Genomic DNA, 24,181 nt, shown 5'->3' on the forward strand with positions numbered 1-24,181 from the left:
GATCATTGTGACGCGGTCACCGACCCGTCGGCAACCGCGATATTGATCCGCGCGTGGGCGACCGCATCAGCGGCCCCGTCAATGTTTGCCGACCAAAGGAATGCCGGTAGCGTCCGCGGTCGCCAAGGTGATCGCCCGCATGTCCTCGGGCTCTAGGTTGTGGACGTCGGTCTTACCGGTGCAGCGCGCCATCATCGACGCCTCGCCGCCACTGGCCTTGACAATGTTGGCCACCGCATCGACGCGGTCGGCATCGGAATAGTCGGCGGCAAATCGCAGGTCGTGATCGGCGGTGATTTCTCCGCCGACGCCAAGCCCGACGGGCACGCCGAGCACCACCGCATTGGCGCCGAGGGCAATGATCTTGGCCGCATCGGTGCCCGAGCGCACGCCGCCGAAATAGACGATCTCGAGTTCTTCCTCGCGGTTGAGTGCCCGAAGAACCCGGATCGCGTCGCGCAGGATGCGCAAATCGGGCGCGCTTCGGAGCTCGGGCCAGGAGCCGCAGAGGTCTCCGGTGCCGTCGAGCATCAGCAGATCGCACCCCGCCTCGAACGCGCGCGGAATTGCGACTTCGAGCGCACCCGGCGACGAAACCGCCAATCCCAAGAGTTGGTCCTCGCGTTGACGACAGCCGCCTACCGCGTCCCAATCATCCTCCGCATCGACGACTATGATGCCGTCGGCGTTTTCATCGGGGGTATCCGCGCCGGGACGGACGAGCTGAAGCCACGGCGACGCATCGCCCAACCGCGTCCGCCCGACATAGCCGCACTCGGCAATGACGAGTCCGCGGGCGACATCGCGTCGAATCTCTTCCGGTGCCGCGTCGAACCCAGCGACGAAGAATGGATGGGCGAGCGGCAGCCGGCCGGCGAGGTCCGCCGACAGCCGGCACGCCTCGCGATAGGGATCGATCACCAAGCGCGACAGGTTTGCCGGCAGGAACACCAGGTCGTCGAGCGTCGCCGAGCGATCGGCGGGGAATGGGTTCTCCCGCGGCACCAGGCGGTGACGCAGCATGGCCCGGTTCTTGGCGACGTCGACCGGGTTGATTCGGGCCATCGAGAAGATGTCCTCGCGGTGGCGCACCGAATAGTCGGTCGACCCGGTTTCGGCGTCGCATCGGTAGCAGCGCGCCGCCTCGGCCTTGGCGACATCCAGCGGATAGGCGGATTCGATCTCGGGAAAGGCTACCGGATTTTCTCCAAGGCCATGGAACGCCTGCTCCTGGCGCGGGAATCGCTCCCACATGATGTCCTGCGCAACCGGCACCCGCCGCGTCCGATAGGGCGTGCGGTAGGGCATCGGGTTTTCGACTTGGTCGAGGAAGGCCTTGATGTAGTAGGCGGCGCGCTGGCCATGGTTCATCGCCATGACGATGGTCGAACCGCCGAACGCCCCGTCGCCGGCGGCGAAGACCTTGGGGTCGGCAGTACGCATGCCACCGAAGTCGGACTTGATGCGGTCGCCGGCCATCATGCCGCGAGTGTCGAGATCGTCGCAGATCGCTTTCTGGCCGACCGCCGCGATGACCATGCCACAGGGGAGGTCGTGCTCGGTCCGGGGCACCTCGACCGGACGGCGGCGGCCGTCCTCATCGGGCTCGCCCAAGGTCGTCTGGACGCAGCGCAAGGCGATTTCGTCGCCGTGGGGGACGATTTCGACCTGCTGGGTGTTGTAGACGAATTCGACGTCTTCCTTGATCGCGCCATCGAGCTCATCGCGGCGGGCCGGGATCTCGTCGGGACCGCGGCGGTAGATGACCTTGACCTCCTTGCAGCCCGGCAATCGCTTGGCGACGCGGCAGGCGTCCATGGCGACATCACCGCCACCGACGACCAACACCGTCTCCGGCAGGGTCGGGCGCTCGCCGCCGTTGACCCGGCGCAGGAAGCCGACGCCGTCGATGACCCGCGGATCGTCTTCGCCGGGGATGCTCATCGGCTTGCCCCACCAGGCACCGATGGTCATCAGCACCGCGTCGTGCCGTGCCTTCAGGTCGTCGAAGGTAACGTCGGTGCCGAAGGCGCAATTCAGATGGGTCTTTATGCCGGGGCAGCGGCCGAACAGCCGGTCGAGGTCTTCCTCGATCGTGCCCACCGGCAGGCGAAATGCGGGAATGCCCCACACCATCATGCCGCCGAGGCGGTCCGACATCTCGTAGACATGGACCTCGAACCCGGCGACCGCCAGATCGTGCGCGGCGGTCAGACCGGCGGGGCCGCCGCCGACGATGCCAATGGTCTCCGGCCTGGTAACCGCCACCGCGGGCAGATGGTGATCCTTGCCGAGACGGTCCATGACCGTGCGCTTGAGATTGCGAATCGCCACCGGCCCGTCGCTGTCGACGCGACGGCAAGCCGGCTCGCAGGGCGCATCGCAGACCCGCCCGCAGATCGAGCTGAACGGGTTGGTCGCGGTGATCGCCTCGAACGCCTGCTCCCAATTCTCTTCCCAGATATAAGCGATATAGGACGGCGCGTCGGTGCCCACCGGGCAGGCGACCTGGCATGGCGCCGGGACATAGTGGACGTCGCGGGTATCGTCCTCGTAATCCGGCGGCGCGTCGGGTACGGCGATGCGGTTGATGTCATAGACCTCGGCCATGTCACACCGCCTCCATGCGGATTTCGAGGTCTTCGTCGTGGTCGCGGTGCTCGGGCTCGTAAGGCAGGCCGGTGATGGCGGCGGCCTCCGGCGTCAAGGCGACGAGGTCGTCGCGCGACAACTGGCTCACGTCATCGTGGCCGAGCGCGCGGGTGATCGTCGCGACCTGGAACCGCACCGCTTCGAGAAAGCGGTGAATATTCTCGGCCTCGACCGGGACGTTGTAGCGCTTCTCGTGTTCCGGATCCTGGGTCGCGATGCCGGTGACGCACTGGCCGACATGGCACTGCATGCAGGCGATGCAACCGCCGGCGATGATGATCGAGGTGCCCATGGCGAAGGCGTCGGCGCCGAGACAGAGCGCCTTGACGCCGTCGATGCCGTCGCGAATACCGCCCATCAGCACGATCTCGACCTTGTCGCGGCTGCCGATTTCGGCCAGCGCCTCTTCGGCCTCGATAATCGCCGCCAGCGTCGGGATCCCGACATATTCCAGGACCTCGGCGCTGCCCGCGCCGGTCGAGCCCTGCATGCCGTCGAGTTCGATGAAGTCGAAGCCGTCCTTGGCCGCGATCTTGATGTCGTCGCGGACGCGGCCGGCACCCATCTTGACACTGACCGGGAGTCGGTAGCCGGTCGCCTCGCGGAATTCCTCGACCTTGATGACCAGGTCGTCGGCGCCGAGAATGTCGGGATGGCGCGACGGCGAGCGCAAGTCGATGCCATGGGGAATGCCGCGGATACGCGCCAACTCCTTGGTCACTTTCTTGGCCATCAGCTGGCCGCCGAAGCCGGGCTTGGCACCCTGCGAGATATAAATTTCGAGGCCGTTGGCCCGCTTCATGTCATGGATGTTCCAGCCCAACCGGCCACCGAGGCATTGAAAGATCAGCTGCTCGGCGGCATCGCGCTGGGCGTTGCTCATGCCGCCCTCGCCGGTATTCTCGGCGATCCCGGAGAGCGTCGAAGCCATGCCGATAGCGCTCTTGGTCGACGCGCTGAGCGCGCCGTAGCTCATCGGCGCGATCATCACCGGCATCGTCAGCCGCAGCGGCGTGGCCCCGTTCAGGCCGCCGATCTCGGTCGCCATCGCGACCTTTGACACGACGTCGGGATCGTTCCCGGCTTGAGACAGGTCCTTGCGGAAGGCGAGATCGGAGAGGTGCGGCAACGGCCGGGCGCCGCCATAGCCGCGGATCCGGTAGCGGCCGATCTGGGCCTTGATGTGGACGTCCTCCTGCACTTTGCGGTTCCAATAGTCGGACTTGCCGGAAAACGTGAAGAAAGGGATCGGCCGCATCTGGCGCTCGCTGGTCGGATAGCGCAGGCGCTTGCCGGCGTTGACGATTTTCTGGAACGTCCCGGTGACGGAGATCTCGTAGCGGTCGAGGAATTCCCGGATGCTATCGAGTTCGTCGGCCGGCAGATCGGTGAGTTCGGCGTCGGAGCCCAGCGACTGCACCCGCCCGGCGACATAGATATCGCCTGCGGTCATGTCTTCGCCGACCCGCTCGCCGGAATCGCCGAGGATGATGATGCGGCCGCCATACATCATGTAACCGGCCATGAAATTCGCATTGCCGGCGCAGCACAGGGTGCCTTCTTTCATCACCTGGCCGGCCCGTGAGCCCATATTGCCCTTGATGACGACCTCGGCGCCGCGGATGGCGACGCCGGCGATGGCGCTGGCGTTGCCGCCGACGACGATGGAGCCGCGGTACATGTTGTCGGCTAGCCCCCAGCCGACATTGTTGTCGACGATGAAGCGCGGCCCGTCGGTCAGGCCGGCGCAGAAATAGCCCGCCGAGCCGCGGATGTGGACGGTGACATCGGACGTCAGCCCGACCCCCAGATGGTGGCGCGCATCCGGGTTGATGAGCTCGATGTCCTCGCCCTTTTCGCCGTAGTCCCGAATCAGTTCATTGGCGTCGCGGACGGGGAGCTGCGCTAAGTCGATCGTGACCATGTATTGTAGGTTCCTGGCGGGGGCTCGGTGGTATCCAAAGCCTGTCCCGGGAACAGGCGATTGAGCGACACCTCCTCGGAGGCGATGGCGATCAGGCCATCGGTCTCGTACATCACCATCGGTTTGGCCGCCAGATGGTCCTTCGCGTAGCCGATTTCGTCCTTGGTGGACACCAGGAAGGAAAAGGTTCCGTCGAGGTCGTCGATCGACGTCTTGAGCGCGTCCCTAAGCGTAAACCCGTGCGACAGCTTGTCGGCCAGATAGACGGCGATCAGCTCGCTGTCGTTGTCGGTGTTGAACTCGAAGCCGCGGCGCTGGAGCCGGCGGCGCATCTTCCAATAGTTCGTGATCTGGCCGTTGTGGACGATCGCGATATCGCCGAACCCGGTGGCCCAAAACGGATGGGCGGCTTCCGGCTTGACGTCCGATTCGGTCGCCAGGCGGACATGGCCGAGGCCGTGGCTGCCCTCGAACTGATGCACGTGATAGGTCTCGTCGACGTCATGGGCGCCGCCGATATCCTTGATCACATCGAGACTGTTGCCGATCGAAAACACCTTCGCCGCATGCTCCATGACATAGGCGAACTTCTGCAAATCGCCGATGAACTTGACGATCGCCCGGTAGTTGGTGCCGACGATTTCGTCCTCGACGATCTCGGCCTGCTGCTCGGCGAGCGCGACCCGGATGCGCTCGACCGCGCGCGCGGCTTCGTCGCCGCTGCCGATAAAGAAACGCAGCCGCAGCTTATCGGGCTCGGCCGGGCCATAAAGCGCGAAACCGGTCGAATCCGGCCCGCGATGCTGGCACCCGTCGAGCATGTCGATCAGCGCTTTGCCGGCATGTTGCTCGGCGCCGACGTGCTTGTACATAATTCCGGCGATTCCGCACATTGGCTGTGGTTCCTACTGCCGTCCTGATGGGGGCCGGAGTTTACCGGACGGCCGAAGCCTTGGCAATCGATCGAAGGAAAGATTTTTTCCGATTAGGAAAAGATGTGGCGGTCTGGCAGCCCTACCCCTTGCGCGGATAGGCGATGACCGAGAGGAAGCGGATCGGCAGCTTCTCCAACTCTTCCGGGCCGTGCGGGGCGTCGGCGTCGAAGAACAGCGAATCCCCCGGCCGCAGGCGGTACATCTGGCCGCCGTGGCGGTACCCGATATGGCCTTCAAGCATGTAGATGAACTCGGTTCCCTCGTGCTGAAACACCGGGAACACGTCCGATTCCTCGGTCAGCGTGATGAGGTAGGGCTCGACCGCGACTTCGGTGCCCACGGTATGGCCGAGCAATTGGTACTGATGGCCGGCGCGGGTCCCGCGGCGCTCGATCTTGAGGCCTTCGCCGGCGCGGACGAAGGTCGCCGCGCGCCCTTCCTCGAACTTACGGAAGAAGGCGGTGACGGGCACGTGGAGCGCCTCGGACAGGGACTGCAGCGTGGCCAGCGACGGCGAGGTGAGGCCGTTCTCGATCTTCGACAGCATGCCCGGCGACACCCCCGACAGGCGCGCCAACTCGACCACCGTCATATCGAGGTTTCTGCGGAAATCGCGAACCTCGCGACCGATGGCAGCCTCGAGGCGGCGTTCGGTCGAGGTCTCGGTCGCGTGGGGATCCTGATACGCGGCCTTGCCCGTCTTCTTTTTCACCCCTGCCTCCCCGCCCGGAACCTCTTCGCGCGCCGGCCCCGGGTACGTTTGCGGCCTTGCCCGATGGGCCATCCTCAACCATAGCGACACCGCGGGGTCCCGCCAAGCGCACAAAAGAAGGGCTCCGGCTGTAGCCGGAGCCCCGCTCTCTAGCCTCACACCCCTCCCGCGTGGGGCATTCGTTTTACCGCATCCACCGTTACACGTTAGGCGGGCGGTGATCTACCGTCGTCAATGGCTTTTTGAACCGTTTCGGTATCTCCGTATTTCTCGATTTCCGCTTCGAATTCGCGGTTCTCGAACGGAATCTGCCAGATATGCCACGCCAGCCACAGCACGACGCCGAGGATGACCCAGAAGAATTCCGTCCCCTGGAAGGGATAGAGCGGGCCGATGGTCGCGAGATCCACTGCCCAAGTATCGATACCGGTTGTCGACATTCTCATTTTCGATCTCCTTTTCTAGCGGTTCGATCAGGCGGCAGCCCGTTCGATTTCCTTGACCTCTTCTGCGGCCCGCATCCTCACAATGTTGGAACCGAAGTCGAGACCCATCAGCTCAACCTGTTTCGGGATGCGCAACAAGCCCATGCCGTTGAGGATCTTGCACACGACCCACGCCGGGACAAAGCCGAGCACCCAGAACATGATGACGGCGCCGATGGTATTGCCCCACGGCGATATCGTGGCATAGCCCTCATAGGGCGAGGACGGATGGCCCCACAGCACGAAGCCGCAGATCACCAGGCCGATGAACCCGGCATAGCCGTGCACCGCAACCGCGCCGACCGCGTCGTCGACCTTGAATTTGGCTTCGACCCAGTAGTGCAGCTTGTACATCAGCCAGGTACCGACACCACCGATGACCATGGCCTGGATCGGGTGGTAGAGGTCGTTCCCCGCCGAGGCGGTGATGATGCCGGCAAGGCCGCCGGAATAGGTCCAGAAGGCATCGCCCTTGGACACCACGTAGCCGGCCAGCATGCCGCCTGCGAGAGACATCAGGAAGTTGAAGGTGATGCCCGACAGGGTGGTCGGCGTCAGGTAGATGGTGGTCGCCGTCCACGTCGTCCCGGTAATCTGGCCGTCGATCCCGGCCGGGTCGATGATCGGCACGTTGCAGGCGACGTAGAAGCCCCAGAACCCGGTATAGATCAGGAACAGGCCGAGGCACACCAGCCACGGATTGTAGGGCGTGATGTCGAGCGCCTTGCCGTCCTTGGTGAACTTGCCGAGCCGCGGCCCGAGTACGACCAACGCGCCGAGCGCGGTGCCGCCGGCGATGGCATGAATGACTCCCGAGGCATAGGCGTCGTGATAGCCCAGCAACTGGACCATCCAGCCGCCGTAATGCCAGCCCCAGGCGGCGTCGATCACCCACGTTACCGAGCCGATCATCACCGCGAGGATCCAGAACGCGCCGGAACGAATCCGTTCGATCACCGCGCCCGAAACGATCGATGCGGCGGTCCACGAAAACAGCAGGAACGCGGCCCAGAAGACGCCGCTGATGCGGTCCTCGAGATGCGGTCCCATGAACGGACTCCACGCCACATAATCGGCCGCGAAACCGTCCGGATCGAGACCACCGGTGATGCCGGGCCCGGCGGGCACCGCCCAATAGATCCACCAGCCGAAGAAGAACCAGGTGATGGTGACCAGCGGGATCAGCATCGAGTTCTTCATCAGGGTGTGCATGTGGTTCTTGTGTCGGCTCGCACCGACCTCATACATGCAGAACCCGACATGGATGAGGAACATCAAGGCGACGGTGAGCCAATAGTAGAACTCGGTGAAAACCGTCGTTAAGGCAGCAATTTGGGTATCCATTCTAATTCCCCCTGTTCGTTTTGGGATGCGCCGGCGCGAGTGAACTGGCTGCCGCGGGGCCGCGGCTTGCCCACTCTAGTGCGCCGACACCTGCCGAATCGCGTGACGGATTTCCCTTGATTCTTGTGGCAACCCTCCAGCGCGGAACGCTGCCCGGAAATACTCCAAGCTGCGCCCGGTGCCGAAAACACGATCCAGAATGTACGTCTGCAGGAAGATGGAGCACCCCACGGATGCGGGGACCATCTCGGTCCATTTCGGCCCGGGATTGCCCCGGGCCCGCAGAATTCTCTGCATTTATTGTCTGCCAGTAATGGAATTTTCATAGTATTCCAAATTGGAAGCGGGGGGAAGGCTTGAACCGGCGCCGACCCGTGGCCATAAACGAATTGGTAAGTCTTGAATGGAGCGCGACGAAAGCATGGGTGCAACGGCAGGCGAACGGGCCAGCGACAACGGCGGTGCCCTGCGACGCCACTTTCTCGGCTGGCAATGCCGGATTCGCCAGCACGCGGTTCGTCATAACGGCGGCAGACCGGGCACCGGCATGCGGCCGCGCCTGCTCGCCGCCGATGGCGAGGAACTCGCCCCGGCCGTCACGGTATTGATCGTGCCGCGAGAGCCGGCCGAGAGCATTGCGCTGTTCCGTTACCAGGTGATGCGCACCCATGACCCGGCGCAGCGTTATCAGCGCGCCGTCGAAATCCTGTCGTCGACCTATTTTCAGCATCCGGCGGAATTCTCCGATGTCATGACGGCGGCGTTCGGACCGGGTTCGGTCCTGGCCGCAACGCTCGTCGAACAACGCGCCTGCATTCTTGAATTCGCCCAATTCAACCAAAATTACCGTATCCCGTGCACGGTCGGCGCGCTGGCGGCCGACGACCCGTCCTTCGTGGCGACGTTCTGGCACAATTGCCTGTTCAACTCCTCTTTGCCCGGCGACGTTTCGATCCTCTCCTTCGAACCGGACTGGCCGGCCGCCGCCGCCGATCCGCCCACAATCTGAGGCACCGGCAAGGTCTTTCAAAACTTCCGATAGGCCGTGTTCAACGCCACCATCGGGTGGTTCGGCGACATTTGGAACTTGATCAGCAGTTCGCGCGCCACCATGTCGCGGTCCTGCTGGTTGTCGGGCAACTCCATTTCCTCGGGGATGGTCACCCAGCCGTTGATGTTGCGATCGAACACCGCCGGGCGGCCTTCCTCATAGCCCATGTGTACGTCTTCCAGCCAATTGAGGTCGTCCCACCCCATCACCTCCAGGTATTTGGTGAGAAAGGGCGTGATGCGGTCGTAATCGGGCACCAAATTGACGTCGTAGCGATAGCCGATGTGCTGGCCGATTTCCTTTTCGCGCGCGCTGTCGAGGCCGTCGCCCTTGAGGTAACGGTCGACATCGTCCCGGGTCTCGTCGGTCATGGCGCTGTCCTCCTAGAGATGGTGATAGTCGTCGACGCCGACGGTGTATTCGGTGCCCGCCAGCGGCACGCCGGCGATCGCCGAGGCCTCCATGGTCAAGGCGGCGAGGTCCTCGGGCTCGAGGGAGTGGACGTTGGTCTTGCCGCAGGCGCGGGCCATCATCTGGCATTCGATGGTCAGCGTATGGAGGAAGTTATAGACCCGCTCGGCAGCCGCATCGGGATCGAGCCGCTGGCGCAGGACGGGGTCCTGGGTCGCCACCCCGACCGGGCAGCGCCCGGTATGGCAGTGGTAGCAGAACCCGGCCTCGACCCCCATTTCCTTCTCGTAGTCGGCCTCGGGGATATCCTTGTTGCAGTTGAGCGCCATCATCGCCGAATGGCCGATCGCAATGGCGTCGGCACCGAGCGCCAGCGCCTTGGCGATATCGCCCCCGTTGCGGATGCCGCCGGCATAGATCAGCGAGATCTCGCCGCGCTTGCCGAGGTCGTCGATGGCGCGCCGCGCCTGACGGATCGCCGCCATGCCGGGAACCCCGGTCTCTTCGGTGGCGAGATGCGGGCCGGCGCCGGTCGAGCCTTCCATACCGTCGATATAGATGCTGTCGGGATCGCATTTGACGGCCATGCGAACGTCGTCATAGACGCGGGCCGCGCCGAGCTTGAGCTGGATCGGAATCTGCCAGTCGGTGGCCTCGCGAATCTCCTCGATCTTGAGCGCCAGGTCGTCGGGTCCGAGCCAATCCGGATGGCGCGCCGGCGAGCGCTGATCGATGCCGGCCGGCAGCGACCGCATCTCGGCGACCTGGTCGGTCACCTTCTGGCCCATCAGGTGGCCGCCGAGGCCGACCTTGCAGCCCTGGCCGATAAAGAATTCGCAGCCGTCGGCGAGCCGCAGATGGTGCGGGTTGAAGCCATAGCGCGACTGGATGTTCTGATAGAACCACTTGACCGAATAGCGGCGCTCGTCGGGGATCATGCCACCTTCGCCGGAACAGGTGGCAGTACCCGCCATCGTGGCGCCACGGGCTAGTGCGGTCTTGGCCTCGTAGCTAAGGGCGCCGAAGCTCATGCCGGTGATATAGACCGGGATGTCGAGCACCATCGGCCGCTTGGCGCGCGCCCCGATGACTGTCTTAGTCTCGCATTTCTCGCGATAGCCCTCGATGACGAAGCGGGTCAAGGTTCCGGGCAGGAAGGTGAGATCGTCCCAATGGGGAATCTTCTTGAACAGCGAAAAGCCGCGCATGCGGTAACGGCCGAGCTCGGCCTTGACGTGGATATCGTCGATGACCTCGGGCGTGAAGATCTTGCTTTGTCCGAGAATGTCCCGGTTGCGTTTCGAGTTGGTGGTATCGGTTTGCGTCGCCATGGGTGCCGTCCTTTGTCCGCGTCGCCCCCGGTCAGAGGACGATCTTCTTTTCCGTTGGCTCGAGATTGTCGTAGTTCCACAGCTGCTTACCGGCGACGATCTTGGTGAAATGGTCGACGCCTTTGTCGGGCAGCAGGTCATACATCTTGAGCTTGCGCGTCAGCCATGCGCGTTCGACGTCGTCCATTTCCCCGGGCACCGCATCGACGCCGAGATCCTTGATCTCGCCGCCGACATAGATGGTGCCGTCATACATCGAATCGCCCAGATTCTTGCCGGCGTTGCCGCAGACGATCATCCGCCCACGCTGCATCATGAACCCGGAGAAGGCACCGGTATCGCCGCCGACGATAATGGTCCCGCCCTTCATGTCGATCCCGGTGCGCGAACCGACGCTGCCGCGGCAGACCAGATCGCCGCCGCGCAGGGCGGCGCCGAAGGTCGAGCCCGCGTTCTTTTCGATGATCACCGTGCCGGCCATCATGTTCTCGGCGCACGACCAGCCGACGCGGCCCTGGATACGCACATTCGGCCCGTCGATCAGGCCGATGCCGAAATAGCCCAAGCTGCCCTCGAATATCAGGTTCAGCCGGTTGAGGATGCCGACACCCAGCGAATGCTTGGCGCCCGGGTTCTTGACCACGATGGTGCCGTGGCCGTCATTCATCAACTCGCGGATTTTCTGATTGATGGCATTCGAATCCAAATCCTGGGCGTCGAACTCGGCGCGCTTGTTGAAGTCGACGCCGGGGGCGTCCGGATAAACGAAACTTTCGCCTTCCTCGGGCGAGAAGAAGGTCTGCTGGGTGCGGCCGGCGAGCTGCTCGGTGTGCATCCCCATGTCGTGGGAGACGTGCTCCCGATCGCTTACGCCTGCCATACCCGAACCTCCTCGTCGTAAGGATCGTAGGTGTCGATCTCGTGCGGGATGATGGCGCGGATCGCGACCTCCTCCGAGGCCAGGGCGACCAGATCGTCGCTCTCGTAGAGCACCATCGGCTTGGCCGCCATCGTGTCCTTGGCCATGCCGAGACGGTCCTTGGTCGCGACCACATAGGTGAAGACGCCGTCGATTTCCTCGATCGACTGGCGCAGCGAATCCTCGAGCGAGTGGCCGTTGTCGAGCTTGTCGGCGGTGTAGACCGCGAGCAGCTCGGAATCGCAGCTCGACACGAAGCGGTGGCCGCGGCGTTCCATCTCGCGGCGCATGATCCAGTAGTTGGTGATCTGGCCGTTATGGACCACCGAAATGTCGTTGTAGGGATAGGCCCAATAGGGATGGGCCGAGCGGATATCGACATCCGATTCGGTCGCCATTCGGGTGTGGCCGATGGCATGGGTGCCGGTGAACCCGTTCAGACTGTATTGATTCGACACCACGGTGGCGTCGCCGAGATCTTTGATCAGTTCGAGGGCGTTGCCGACCGACAGGATCTCTGCGCCTTCGACATCCTCGATGAACTCGGCCAGCCGCTTGAGGTCGCCGTCGAAGCGGACGCGATAGCGGTAGGCGTATTCGGTGGCCTCCTCGGCGGCGACGATTTCCCCGCCCATCTCGAGGATGCGCTCGTCGACCAGCGCGCGGCGGGCCCGGATCTCGTGGTGAATCTTGAACCCGGTGGCCAAGTCCTCCTGCTCGGCGACCTTGAAACGGATCACGTATTCGCCCGGTCCGGGAACGCCGTAGACGGCGAACCCGGTCGAATCGGGCCCTCGATGCCTCAGCGACTGAAGCATGGCGGTCATCTCGGAACCGATGTCCGAGGTGTTGCCGCGGTGGATGAGTCCGGCAATGCCACACATGGCTTGTCCTTCTCCTCAATGAACCCGTGCCGCAACTACGGCAGGCAGTCCCAATAGGACTCGAGGTCCCAATTGGTGACGGTGTGATTGAATCTTTCCCACTCGTCCCGCTTGTAGTGCGTGAACACCCGGTACATTTCGTCCGGCATGGCTTGCTTGATGACCTCGTCCTTGTCGAGCGCATTCAGGGCGTCGCCGAGGGACATGGGCAGTCTCTTGACCTGCTTGCCGGCCTCCATCGCCTCGTAGATGTTGCGCTCTTCCGGCTCGCCCGGATCTATGTCGCGCTCCATGCCGTCGCCGAAGGCCTGCAGAAGCGCGGCCCCCATCAGGTAGGGATTGACCATGGAATCGACCGAGCGGTACTCGAAGCGGCCGGGGGCGGAAATGCGCAGCGCACAAGTCCGGTTCTGATAGCCCCAATCGGCGAAGACCGGCGCCCAGAATCCGGTGTCCCAAAGCCGCCGGTAGGAGTTGACGGTCGAGGAGCCGATGGCGGTCAAGGCGTCCAAGTGTTCCATCACGCCGCCAACGCACTGCAGGCCGACCGGGCCGGGCTTGCGTTCGTCGATGCTCGGGTCCGGCAGAAACAGGTTCTTGCCACCCTCGCGATAGGTGAAGGCATCTTCCAACCCCGGTAGGGACTCGTGGCCGAGCGGGTTGAGACGATCTTCACCGCCCGTCCACAGTGATACGTTGTGATGGCAGCCCGAGGCGGAAACACCCATGAACGGCTTCGACATGAAGCAGGCGATCAGCCCGTGCTCGCGGGCCGCCTGGGCACAAATCTGCCGATAGGTTGTGAGCCGATCGCTGTTGCGGAGTACGTCGTCGAACATCCAGTTGAGCTCGAGCTGGCCCGGCGCGTCCTCGTGGTCGCCCTGGATCATGTCGAGGCCCATAGCGCGTGCGTATTCCAGCACCGTCATGAACACCGGGCGCAGGCTTTCGAATTGATCGATGTGGTAGCAATTCGGCTTGGAGAATCCGCCGTCAGGCAGTCCGTCCTCGCCTTTCTTCAGCCACATCATCTCGGGCTCGGTACCGGCCCTCAGATGCATGCCGCCGTATTTCTCCTGGAACTGCTGGTGGAGGATGCGAAGATTGCCGCGGCAATCCGAGGTCAGGTGGCCGCCCGGATTTATCGGTTCCTCGCGATTGCGGAAGCAGGTGCAGTAGACCCTTCCGACCCGCTTGTCCCAAGGGATCTGCACGAAGGTCTCGGGATCGGGGATACCGACCAACTCCGACGATTCCGGTCCGTAGCCGATATAGTGGCCGTGGCGGTCGACGAACAGGTTGGCGGTCGAACCGTAAACGAGCTGGAACCCCCTTTCGGCGATCCGCTCCCAGTGATCGGCCGGAATGCCCTTGCCGACGATGCGGCCGGTGACCGAGACGAACTGGAAGTAGATATAGGTGATACCGAGCTCGTTGATCTTCGCCCGCACCTGCTTGACCAGTTCGTCGCGGCCCTCTTGTTCGACATGAGCTTGCAGTTCGGTCATCGCATGTCCCCTCTGTCGTTATCGAATACAAGGTCTGCACAGCAGACCAACTGAATACCAATTATCGCGCCGGCCACGGCCCTCAACTCCACGGGAACGGGCTGTGGCTGACCGGGTGCAACTTGCCCTCGGCGTAGCGCGAGAAACGAAACGGTTCGAGCATGGCGCTGGTCTCGCCGAGCACTTCGTCGGCGACCAGCTTGCCGACCCCGATCATCTTGAAGCCGTGGTTGGAATCGGCGATCACATAGACATTTTCGCGGAACACGTCGAACACCGGAAAGCTGTCCGGCGTGAACGCGCCGATCCCGCCCGACGGCTCGTTCTTGTAGTACTTGGTCTGGCCCTCGAAGCGCTTCTGGCAGTGGGCCAGCGCCGAGCACCACATATGGATGAAGGTGTCGTCGACGATGAAATCGGGCGAGTCCGGTCCATAGGGATCGACGGCCACGTCGCCGGCCGCGCGATCGACCTTGAACGGCATGGCCCCGCCCTGGATGCCGCCGAAGTTGAAATCCGGTTTGTAGTAGATGCCCCACATCTGGTCGGTGATCAGCGAACCGTCGTCGTCCGAGTAGAGCGGCGCGTCGGTATCGACGTGGATCACCGGCGGCATCTTGCCGTCGTTGGTGCGGTGCATCTTGGGATCGACGCCGAGCGTGCCCTCCTGCAGGCTCCAATAGGTCCACATCGGAATACCGTTATGGAGCTGGCCGTCCTTGCCCTTGATCGAGACCTCGTCGGGTAAATCGAGCAGGTCCCATAGTCCCTTGACCCACGGCCCCGCGCCAAGGATGAGGTAGTCGGCGCCGATGGTGCCGCGCGTCGTCTCGATCCCGGTCACCGCGCCGCTGTTGCTGCCGAGGGTGAACCCGGTGACTTCGAGGCCGCTGACGATGCGTACGCCTTCGGCTTCGGCCTTTCCGGCGAGGCCGTACATCGCCGCCGTGTTGTTGGCGTAACCGCCGCGTTTCTCGTGCAGGACCGAGGTGATGCCCTTGGCCTGCCAATCGTCGAACAAGCCCTTCATGTAGGTCTCGCAATCGGCGGCGCCCTCGATGAACTCCGACTCGTAACCGATCGCCTGTTGCTGCTGGTAGATCTCGGCGACGTCGGCGTGCATCGATTCGGGGCTGATCTGCATGTAGCCCACCGGATGGTAGCTGTAGGCCTTCGGGTCGCTTTCCCACACCGAGACGCTGTGCGCCATCAGCTCGCGCATCGCCGGCTGGAAATAGTTGTTGCGGACAACGCCGCAGGCGATCCCCGACGCCCCCGAGGCGATCGCCGATTTGTCGACAACCAGCACGTCCTCGCCGCTGCCGCGGCCGGTCGCCTTGAGTCGCGACGCCAGATGATAGGCCGTGCTGAGGCCGTGAACGCCAGCGCCGACGATCACGTATTTGACATGGCTCGGCAGACTCATCCGTCATCCTCCCAGTATCGCCCGACTTACGGTCGGTGTTGTGGCCAGCGTCAGGTAGCGCTTGACGGCGGGCCCGGCTATATGAACATAATTCATACCGATTGCAAACCAATTTTTGTAAAGGTTCATTGCATGGCGAGGCCCGCCCCATCGACCGCAGCAGCTCCCGCGACCGCCGCCGAGGGTTCCGGCGACGACCGTCTGCGCACGCTGGCGGCGGCCACCGGCAGCGGCTCGGCCAATATCGCCTCTCAACTCCGCCAAACCATCATCGACGGGCTCTACCGCTACGGCGAGCAATTGCCGGCCGAGCGCCAGCTGGCCGAGACCTTCGGCTCTTCGCGGACGACCATTCGCCGCGCGCTGGAGCGGCTCGAGGAAAACGGACTGGTCCTGCGCCAGGTCGGCAGCGGGACTTTTGTCAATTATCGCGGCGCCGGCGGCGAGACCGAGATCGCCGAAGTCACCAGCCCGCTCGAATTGATGGAGGTCCGCTTTGCCGTCGAGTCCTCGATCGCCCGACTGGCGGTGCTGAACGCCACCCCGCGCGACCTCGAACAAATCGCCGAGGCGCTCCACCGGCTCGAAGCTGCGGGCGCGGACGCCGACCGCTTTACGCGCTGCGATCAGGAATTCCATCTCGCCCTGGCCCGCGGTACCCGCAATCCGCTGATGGTCGACATCTATCGCCAGATCAACGCGGTGCGTAGCCACGCCCAATGGCACGCCACCAAGGACAAGATCCTGAGCGCGCGGACGATCGCCGACTACAACCGCCAGCACCGCGCTCTGTTCGAGGCCTTGCGGCGGCGCGACGGCGAAGGTATGGCGAAGCTGATGACGGCACATTTGACCAAGGCCCGCGCCGACCTGCTCGGGGCCGACAGCCGCTGACAGCCGGCGCCGATCGGAAACACCGGCGGCGCTGTTTCCGGCTATCGCGGGCCGCTCACGAAAAACGGTTGCGTCGGATGCCGAAGTGGATTTGGTCCGGCCGCGCCTATTCGCCCGCTTCGAGCGCGCCGACCACCGGCGCCCGCGGACCGTCGAAACGGCGATCGTGCTTCAGCGCGGGTACCATGCGGCGCGCCCGCTCGACCTCGACGGGATCGATTTCGGCGGTCACCAAGCCGACCTCGTCGCCGCCGTCGGCGAGAACCTCGCCCCACGGATTGACGATCAGCGAATGGCCCCAGGTGCGCCGGTCCTCGGCGTGGATTCCGCACTGATTGGGGGCGAAGACGAAGCATCCAGTCTCGATCGCCCGGGCGCGGACCAGAACGTGCCAATGATCCTTGCCGGTCGTATAGGTGAAGGCCGCCGGGATGCCGATGAAGCTCGCCCCGCCTTGGGCCAGCGCCCGGTAGAGATAGGCGAAGCGCAAATCGTAGCACACCGAGAGCCCGAGCAGGCCCCACGGCGTCGGCGCCAGGACAGCCTCGTCACCGGCCTCCACGGTCGCCGACTCGCGGTAGGTCTCGCCGCCGTCGAGATCGACATCGAACAGATGCAGCTTGTCGTAGCGGGCGACGATGTTGCCGCCGGGATCGACCACGAACGACCGGTTGGCGACCTTGCCGCCCGCGGTCCGGATCAGCAGCGAGCCGATCAGCATCCACACGCCGGCCGCCGCCGCCTCGGCGCGGAACGCGGCGAGACCGGGATCGTCGTCCTCGGCCCGCGCCTTTGCCGGCACGTCCCGGTCATGCGGTTCGATCATGGTGACCATCTCGGGCAGGGTGACGAGATCGGCACCACGCGCGGCGGCCGCCCGGATCAGCTCGACCACCGGCCCGATACTCGGCTCGATGTCGCGTTCGGCGGTGTTCTGAATGCAGGCGACGGTGAATGTGGACATGATCGGCCCTCCCGCTCTCGAAAGATGGACTATTGTAGCGGTAATTCGCCGGCCGCTCGACGCCTTTGTCAGGAGCCTCCGGTGCCAGGTTGCCGCACCGGACTCAAGATCACCGAGCCACCCTCGTCGGTCGCCGCGAACACGGCCGTTTCCGGCGTGAACGGACCGGCGGCATCGCGGAACACACCCCAGTCCGAGCGGTATTCGAGGAAATTGACGAGCGCGCCGTTTTGGCTGAAGACGATCACCGTCAGCAGGTCGTCAGCGACCAGGGCGGCCCGCTCCTCGGTCGACCAGTCCCAGCCCAGTGGACACCCGGGAACCTCGACCTCGGGCTTGAAATTGACCTGGATATCGGCGCGGCTCCAGGCGAAATCGGTGACCTCCGCCAACACGACACGGCCGCCGTTGGCACCGCCGGCCGCCTGCTCGACCGCCCGGTGCAGGCGGTCGCGGAGCCCGGCATGGGCGCTGCAATCGAGGTATTCGCCGCCATAGCGATAGAGCAGAACGCCCACGATCAAGGCCGCCGATATGAAAACCGCCGGCCGTGCGGGCAGGCTATCCAAGGCGCGGCGTAGTTTCGACATGTCCCCCTCCTCCGATGCGCGGGCGTCAGGCCGGTGCTGTCAGTATCGAAATCACGCTAATGCCCGATCTCGACCAGGGTCGCGTTCAACTCGCCCGCCGTGCCGCCGTCGCACGGCCCCGGCCGGAGATAGACGCAGACCCGCGTCGGCCCGGTGTTTTCGCCGACCGGGCCGCCGTCGCCCCAGCACTGCCGGCGGGTGTAGCGGCCCACTTTTTCGGGCAGGCCGCCGGGCGTCAGCACGTAGTTGAAGCTTGGCGACAGGTCGCGCAGCCGGCCGCGGACGAGATAGACCGGCATCGGGTTGGCGAGATGGGCATAGCCCGGCGTATGCGACCACCACACCCGAAACAATCCCAGGCCACAGGCGTCGGCTTGGCGACCGACATAGTTATAGGCCGCGATGGTTCCGGCGTGGCGGGTCCAGAAGCCGCCGAAATAGCCGCTCGCGGCCAAGGCCAGGGAGACGGCGGCGACAATCGCGACCGCGCCGGCGATCAGGGCCGGCCGCGGGAACTTGCCCTTGCCGTAGCCGAACAGCGCCTCGACGAGGGCGGCCAGGCCGATGCCCGCGGCCACGGCGATGAACGGGATCGCCGGATAGATGAAGCGGTATTCCTTGTGGTCGAACAGGCTGTGGGTGACGATGATCACGACCGGCAGCAACGCCACCAGCGGCGCGCGCAACCCGCCGGCGATCCACAATGCGGCGATCGCCAGCGCGGCATCGCTCCATACCCGTGACATCGTCCACGGGTACCACCACGGCGGCGCCACACCATAGGCGGCGCTCTTGGCCTCGACCACGTTGACCCAGACATAGTGCCAGAAGGACTGGAACGGCAATCCCCAGGTTATGAAATCGAGGATCCCGACCGCCGCCACCGGGACCGCCATGGCGGCGCACAGCGGCGCCCAGCGGTCGCGGAATTGGAGGCGGCCGACCCAGAAGAGGGTCAACAGCACCGCCGGCGCCAGGTGAAGGCGTAGGCAGAAGGCGAGGCCGAGGAGCAGGCCGGCGACCACCAGGCGGCGCCGCGACTCCTCGGCCCGGGCGGTTTCCGCCAAGTAGACACCGACCAGCAAGACATGGGCGGCTACGGCCTCGCTGAGCGTCTTGGGCGCGAAGTAGACCAGTTCGAACCACAGCGCGGCGAAGGCGCCGGCGACGACGGCCCCGGTCAACGCCAGGCGGCGATAGCCGTAGAGAAAGGCGACGACGACGACGCTGAGCGAGATGACGGCGAACACCGTATCGACAGCCCACAGATAGCCCGCGGCCCCGGTGCCGGTCAGATCCGCCAGCCAGACGATGACCGCGATAAAGGCGGGCAGCAGCCATGAGCGCAGGCCGGTGCGGAACTCCCACGGGACGACGCCGTAATCGAAGTTGAGGCGGACCGCCTGCTCCAGCGTTTGATAGATCTCGTCCGGGTGGTTGTAGTTGGGATAGAGCGCGACGGCGGCGAGCCGGACCGCCAGCGCCACCAGCACGAGCGCGGCCAGCGACCACCGCGCGGCGGCGCTCAACGGCACCGGAACCGTCGGTGCCGGGCGCCTCGTCTCCGCTGTCGGCAACCCTTCGTACATTCCACCTCCCGCGATCCGGGCCGTGCGCCGGATGGCCGGAAAATATCATAGGTGGCGCCGGTTGCCATCGCTACGCCGGAGGCACTATGAAAGAACGCAACGGGGCAATCGGCGACGATCGAGGTTTCCTGCCATGCGATGGATGACGGCACCGAACGGGCCCGGCGGGTCGGGCATGAACTTTGCCGGGTGGGCCCGGTTGGCGGTTCTCCTGATCTGCGCGACCTGTCTCGCTTCCGCGCCGGCCCGCGCCGACGCCACGCTCAGCGAGCTCAGCGAAATGGCCGAGGAGATCATGACCAAGGGCGAGCCGGTTGAGGGGTTCGCCAAATTCGCCGAGGCGCTCGACGTGTCGCCGGACGATGAGATGGTCCGGGTCATTCGCGCCAAGCACGGCAGCCGCCTGCGCATGGTCTGGGTGCGACCGGTTTTCGAGACCCAGTCGTGGGACATTTTCTTCGCCGACTTCCGCCCCGAGGTCGGCTTGCTGTTCCTGACCGACGAAGGCGGCGAACTGCGCAAGGGCATCCGCATGCACAAGAACATCCCGCCATTGGAGATGACGCCCCTCGAAGCCCAGCCGACATTCGAGCGCGAGCGGGCGTTCTGGCTGCGCTGGGCGCGGTGATGGCGGCCGACCGCATGAATCCTCGGGCCGGCGACGTTCTCGTTGCGGTCGATCCACAAAACGATTTCTGCCCCGAAGGCGCGCTCGCCGTGCCGCGCGGCGATGAGACGATCCCGGTCATCAACCGGCTGGCCGCCGCGTTCGACCATTGCCTGCTGACCCAGGACTGGCACCCGCCGGATCACACCTCGTTCGCCTCGTCGCATTCCGGGCGCCAGCCGTTCGAAACCATCGAGCTCGATTACGGCGCGCAAACCTTGTGGCCCGACCACTGCGTCCAGGGCACCGCCGGCGCCCAATTCCATTGGAACCTCGATGTGCCGCGGGTGGAGATGATCATCCGCAAAGGCTTCGACCGCCGCATCGATTCCTATTCGGCGTTCTTCGAAAATGACCGCAAGACGGCGACCGGGCTGACCGGCTATTTGCGGACGCGCGGCTTCGGCCGCGTCTTCCTGGCCGGGCTGGCGACCGATTTCTGCGTCCACTTCTCGGCGCTCGATGCGATCCGCGAAGGGTTCGAGGTGGTCGTCGTCGAAGACGGCTGCCGCGCCATCGACCTCGACGGTTCGCTCGGCGCGGCGATGGCGGCGATGACGGCCGCCGGCGTCGCCTTCACCACATCCGACGCGGTCGCCATCTGACCGGGGCGTCATCGCGGGCACCCGCTTTCGTGAGGGCAGGGCCGCGGCTGCGCTCGGCCTCTCCCCTTTCGTCGCCCCGTGCGCGCCGCGGCACGCCAATGACGCCGCGCAGACACGGGATCCCGGTCCTGCGGCGCACCGTTTCACACTGCACCGCGCCCGAGATGACGCATGGCCATTGGCGGTGAAAAATGGCACGCGGCGAGTCTATACCGCACCGCGCCCCATCACCCCCAGACGTCCGCGGCGACCTCGACGATACGCTCCAGTTTGCGGCGCTGGTCGTCGCGGGTCAGCAGGTTGCCGTGATGGGTGCTGGAAAAGCCGCATTGCGGCGACAGGCAGAGCCGTTCCAGCGGCGCGAACCGGGCGGCCTCGTCGATGCGGCGCTTGAGCGCATCGGCGGATTCGAGCTCGGCGCTCTTCGAGCTGACCAGGCCGAGGACGGCGAACTTGTCCTCGGGCAGGAAGCGCAGCGGCGCAAAGTCGCCGGCACGGTCGGTGTCGTATTCCATGAAGAATCCGTCGACGTCCATTTCGGCGAGGAACCGTTCGGCGACCGCCTCGTAGCCGCCCGCCGCCGCGTATTCGCTCCGGAAGTTGCCGCGGCACATATGGGTCGTCACCGTCATGCCCGCCGGGCGGCCGGTGATTGCGGCGTTGTTGAGCGCGATATAGAGGCCGAGGACGTGGTCCGGGTCCTGGTTGCGCTCGGCCATGCGGTCGCGCACCCGGCGGTCGCAGAGGATGCACGAATTGACGTCGTCGAGTTGGAGATAGGTGCAGCCGCGCGCCGCCAAATCATGAACGGCGTCGTTGTAGGCGCGGCCGAGATCGGCCCAGAAGGCGTCGATCTCGGGATAGGCGTCGGCGTCGATCATGCGCCGGCCCGAACCCTGGCGGAACATGCCCGGTGCCGGAATGGTGAACTTCGCGGTACGGCCGGTCACCGATTTCAGGAACGCGAAATGATCGCCCATGATGCCGACCGCCGGATAGGCGATCTTGCCGGTGACCTTGGCCGCTGGGGCGGTGAAGTCGGTCCCGCCGGAGAACGGCGTGGTGAAGGCCTCCTCGCTCGCCGCGACGCCGTCGAAGCGCCACATGAAATCGAGATGCCAATAGTCGCGGCGGAACTCGCCGTCGGTAACGCCGTCGAGGCCGATCGCCTCTTGGTCGCGGACGATGTCGCGGATCGCCGCATCCTCCAGTTCGCGTAGCCCATCGTCGTCGAGCTCGCCGGCACGCCAGCGTTCGCGGGCGGCCAAGAGCTCCGGTGGACGCAGCAGGCTGCCGACATGGTCGGCGCGGAACGGCGGCGCGGCGCGGGACAAAGTAATGGCCGGGAACTCCCTCAGCCGGTGAACGGCGCAGCCTAAGCGGTGACGGGCGGACCGGCAAGGACGCGGCGCGAACCCGCGGACATGAGGAGGGCTGGGTCGGTCCGACCCACGGTTCGGTCGCGGCGATTTCCCCTCACCCGGCTCCGGCCGGACGCCCCCTCACCCCGACCCTCTCCCGCCAGGGGAGAGGGAGTCCGACCGAGCCCGACATCGTATCCCTCACCCCTCCGGGGAGAGGGAAAGGGCGCGAAGCGACCGAGGGTGAGGGGCAAAGAAAACGCGCCGCCCGGGAGCAAGATCGTTCCGGATCGTTTCGATCCGGGGCGTGAATCTTGCTCCCATCTATCAGTCGAGAGGTTGATTCACGGCTCACATCTCATCGATGTGAGCCGGTCAACCTCTTGGCGGCGGCGCGTCCGGTAGGTTGACTTGTATGACGCCGGTTACGGCAGGAAGGTCTGGGTTCCGGTGAGGTCGTTGCTGTATCCGGTGTCGGTTCCGTTGCCGGAGAACGTTGTCGGCCCGATATCGACGAACTGGAAGCCGTAATCCTGGTTGCGCGCAAAGACGCCGAAGCCCGGGTTGTTGGCGATGTAATTGCCGCCCGGGGTGAACAGCACTGTCTGGTGCGCTTGCAAGTCGTCCGTATCGCCGTCGTTGAGCAGGAACACGCCGTCGTCGCCGTTGGCGTTGATGTCGTTGCCGCCGAAGGTCGCGCCCATCACCGCCATACCGCCGGGGTCGGCAAAATCCCATTCGTTGCGCAGTTGGATGCCGTCGTTGTCGTTGAGGAAGACGGTGTTGTCGGTGAATTCGAGGGTTGCCATCGACAGGCTGTCGTCGAAGGCCCGGGTGCGGACGTCGATACCTTTGAAGCCGTTGCCGCCGACGGTGTTGCCGTCGAAGTCGATATCGGCCATCAAGACGCCGCCGTTGTCGGTCTGGAAGTACATCTCGATGCCGCTGTCGCCGTTGTTGACGATCGAGTTGTCGGTCACCACCGCGTTGAAGACACCGCTGGCCAGTGTATCGTCGACCAGATGATTGACGTCGAACCCGTCGAATCGGTTGTCGTGAATGACGTTGTTGTAGAAATCGAGGGAGAACGAGGTGCTGGTCAGGTCGTCGTCGTTCTCGATGTCGATGCGGACGCCGTCCTCACTGCTATGCCCGGCGACCGAATTGCCGCCGATGTCGAAGGTCTGGGTCGAGAACGCGCCGTCGTAGACGTTGAGGTCGATGTAGAGGCCGACACGGCCGTTGTTGACCGCCGTGTTGTGGCGCACGGTCGCGGTCTGGTACATCCGGGTATCGCTGCTGTCTTCCACATCGGCGTCGATGAAGATACCGTCGCCGCCGTTGCTGGCCACCGTGTTGTTGTCGACATGCAGCGTCTGGCGCAGGGTGGCGCCGTTGTCGAGGTCGTTGACCACGGCGATGCCGTCGTCGTCCTGGTTGAACACCGAGTTGCCGGAAATGGTGATCGTGTTGTCCTGGAACACGGTGGCGTCGTCGTCGACCTTGGTACGGACGAAAATGCCGTCGGAGTAGCCGTTGTCGACGCTGTTGTCGAGGATGTTGACCGTCTGCACCATGGTCGCCCGGTAGTTATCGACGAAATTGTCGACCTCGATGCCCTCGCCGCCGAACTGGGCGTCGGGCCCGGTGTTGAGCACCGTGTTGCCGTTGATGTTCACCGTCTGCAGCAGCGTCGTCTCGTCGCCATTGTTGCTGACGACGTCGTTGACGACCAGGATGCCGTCGCTGACGACGGTATCGACGCTGTTGTTGTTGATGGTGATGGTGTTGGCCTGGTCGACGAAGGCGCCGTTGTAGACGTCGGTGCTGACCCGGATGCCCTTGTTGTCGGTGTCGAGCACCGTGTTCCGGTTGACGTTCATCGTCTGGACGACCGTGGTGCCGTCCCCATAGGCGTCGGTCTGGACA

At 64.6% G+C, this 24,181-nt stretch carries 21 protein-coding genes; 4 read left to right on the top strand and 17 right to left on the bottom strand.

The window, feature by feature from the left end:
• Positions 1-78 precede the first annotated feature (78 nt).
• The 6 genes from GY791_14300 to GY791_14325 form a co-directional block, all read right to left on the bottom strand.
• Positions 79-2,610 (bottom strand): FAD-dependent oxidoreductase, encoded by a 2,532-nt coding sequence (locus GY791_14300; GenBank protein MCP4329595.1) that lies wholly within the window; start codon positions 2,608-2,610, stop codon positions 79-81.
• A 1-nt stretch (position 2,611) separates the two neighbouring features.
• A complete protein-coding gene (locus GY791_14305; GenBank protein MCP4329596.1) occupies positions 2,612-4,576 on the bottom strand; it encodes a glutamate synthase in 1,965 nt (654 codons plus the stop codon).
• The gene (locus GY791_14310) at positions 4,558-5,469 is read right to left on the bottom strand and encodes an amidophosphoribosyltransferase (GenBank protein ID MCP4329597.1); all 912 of its coding nucleotides are present in this window, start codon (positions 5,467-5,469) and stop codon (positions 4,558-4,560) included. Before GY791_14310 ends, GY791_14305 begins: the two co-directional genes overlap by 19 nt.
• A gap of 121 nt (positions 5,470-5,590) precedes the next feature.
• On the bottom strand, positions 5,591-6,295 hold the full coding sequence (locus GY791_14315) for a helix-turn-helix domain-containing protein (protein MCP4329598.1): 705 nt from the start codon (positions 6,293-6,295) through the stop codon (positions 5,591-5,593).
• Between the two features lie 134 nt (positions 6,296-6,429).
• Entirely contained in the window at positions 6,430-6,663 is a 234-nt protein-coding gene (locus GY791_14320; protein MCP4329599.1) for a hypothetical protein, read from the bottom strand.
• A gap of 33 nt (positions 6,664-6,696) precedes the next feature.
• A complete protein-coding gene (locus tag GY791_14325; GenBank protein ID MCP4329600.1) occupies positions 6,697-8,052 on the bottom strand; it encodes an ammonium transporter in 1,356 nt (451 codons plus the stop codon).
• 421 nt (positions 8,053-8,473) lie between these two features.
• Between GY791_14325 and GY791_14330 the strand changes: the two genes are divergently transcribed.
• Complete coding sequence (locus GY791_14330) at positions 8,474-9,061, top strand: hypothetical protein (protein MCP4329601.1); 588 nt, start codon at positions 8,474-8,476, stop codon at positions 9,059-9,061.
• A 17-nt stretch (positions 9,062-9,078) separates the two neighbouring features.
• On the opposite strand, the gene GY791_14335 is transcribed toward GY791_14330, so the two are convergent.
• The 6 genes from GY791_14335 to GY791_14360 all read right to left on the bottom strand — a co-directional run bounded on the left by GY791_14335 (position 9,079) and on the right by GY791_14360 (position 15,582).
• The gene (locus tag GY791_14335; protein MCP4329602.1) at positions 9,079-9,474 is read right to left on the bottom strand and encodes a hypothetical protein; all 396 of its coding nucleotides are present in this window, start codon (positions 9,472-9,474) and stop codon (positions 9,079-9,081) included.
• A 12-nt stretch (positions 9,475-9,486) separates the two neighbouring features.
• Positions 9,487-10,845: an FMN-binding glutamate synthase family protein gene (locus GY791_14340; GenBank protein MCP4329603.1), complete on the bottom strand. Its 1,359-nt coding sequence runs from the start codon at positions 10,843-10,845 to the stop codon at positions 9,487-9,489.
• A 31-nt stretch (positions 10,846-10,876) separates the two neighbouring features.
• The gene (locus GY791_14345; protein ID MCP4329604.1) at positions 10,877-11,725 is read right to left on the bottom strand and encodes a GXGXG motif-containing protein; all 849 of its coding nucleotides are present in this window, start codon (positions 11,723-11,725) and stop codon (positions 10,877-10,879) included.
• The gene (locus GY791_14350) at positions 11,713-12,648 is read right to left on the bottom strand and encodes a glutamine amidotransferase (protein ID MCP4329605.1); all 936 of its coding nucleotides are present in this window, start codon (positions 12,646-12,648) and stop codon (positions 11,713-11,715) included. The genes GY791_14345 and GY791_14350 overlap by 13 nt, the downstream gene beginning before the upstream one ends.
• Before the next feature lie 35 nt (positions 12,649-12,683).
• The gene (locus GY791_14355; protein ID MCP4329606.1) at positions 12,684-14,156 is read right to left on the bottom strand and encodes a glutamine synthetase; all 1,473 of its coding nucleotides are present in this window, start codon (positions 14,154-14,156) and stop codon (positions 12,684-12,686) included.
• Between the two features lie 82 nt (positions 14,157-14,238).
• Positions 14,239-15,582: an FAD-binding oxidoreductase gene (locus tag GY791_14360; protein ID MCP4329607.1), complete on the bottom strand. Its 1,344-nt coding sequence runs from the start codon at positions 15,580-15,582 to the stop codon at positions 14,239-14,241.
• 132 nt (positions 15,583-15,714) lie between these two features.
• Between GY791_14360 and GY791_14365 the strand changes: the two genes are divergently transcribed.
• Entirely contained in the window at positions 15,715-16,476 is a 762-nt protein-coding gene (locus tag GY791_14365; GenBank protein ID MCP4329608.1) for a FadR family transcriptional regulator, read from the top strand.
• 106 nt (positions 16,477-16,582) lie between these two features.
• Here GY791_14365 and GY791_14370 read toward each other — a convergent pair whose 3' ends face one another.
• The 3 genes from GY791_14370 to GY791_14380 form a co-directional block, all read right to left on the bottom strand.
• Positions 16,583-17,440, bottom strand: coding sequence for a carbon-nitrogen hydrolase family protein (locus tag GY791_14370; protein MCP4329609.1), 858 nt, complete (start codon positions 17,438-17,440; stop codon positions 16,583-16,585).
• A gap of 68 nt (positions 17,441-17,508) precedes the next feature.
• Positions 17,509-18,030 carry a hypothetical protein gene (locus GY791_14375; GenBank protein ID MCP4329610.1) on the bottom strand — a complete coding sequence of 174 codons (522 nt, stop codon included), beginning with the start codon at positions 18,028-18,030 and terminating at the stop codon, positions 17,509-17,511.
• A gap of 56 nt (positions 18,031-18,086) precedes the next feature.
• Positions 18,087-19,619 (bottom strand): hypothetical protein, encoded by a 1,533-nt coding sequence (locus GY791_14380; protein ID MCP4329611.1) that lies wholly within the window; start codon positions 19,617-19,619, stop codon positions 18,087-18,089.
• 133 nt (positions 19,620-19,752) lie between these two features.
• Between GY791_14380 and GY791_14385 the strand changes: the two genes are divergently transcribed.
• Together GY791_14385 and pncA are read left to right on the top strand one after the other, a co-directional pair.
• Positions 19,753-20,247 (top strand): hypothetical protein, encoded by a 495-nt coding sequence (locus tag GY791_14385; GenBank protein MCP4329612.1) that lies wholly within the window; start codon positions 19,753-19,755, stop codon positions 20,245-20,247.
• Entirely contained in the window at positions 20,247-20,891 is a 645-nt protein-coding gene (pncA, locus tag GY791_14390) for a bifunctional nicotinamidase/pyrazinamidase (protein MCP4329613.1), read from the top strand. The genes GY791_14385 and pncA overlap by 1 nt, the downstream gene beginning before the upstream one ends.
• 227 nt (positions 20,892-21,118) lie before the next feature.
• Here pncA and GY791_14395 read toward each other — a convergent pair whose 3' ends face one another.
• Both GY791_14395 and GY791_14400 read right to left on the bottom strand, forming a co-directional pair.
• Positions 21,119-22,231: a 5-methyltetrahydropteroyltriglutamate--homocysteine S-methyltransferase gene (locus GY791_14395; GenBank protein MCP4329614.1), complete on the bottom strand. Its 1,113-nt coding sequence runs from the start codon at positions 22,229-22,231 to the stop codon at positions 21,119-21,121.
• A 446-nt stretch (positions 22,232-22,677) separates the two neighbouring features.
• A partial coding sequence (locus GY791_14400; protein ID MCP4329615.1) for a hypothetical protein occupies positions 22,678-24,181 on the bottom strand: 1,504 nt, incomplete at its 5' end.

This window comes from Alphaproteobacteria bacterium, from assembly GCA_024244705.1.
Taxonomy (GTDB): domain Bacteria; phylum Pseudomonadota; class Alphaproteobacteria; order JAAEOK01; family JAAEOK01; genus JAAEOK01.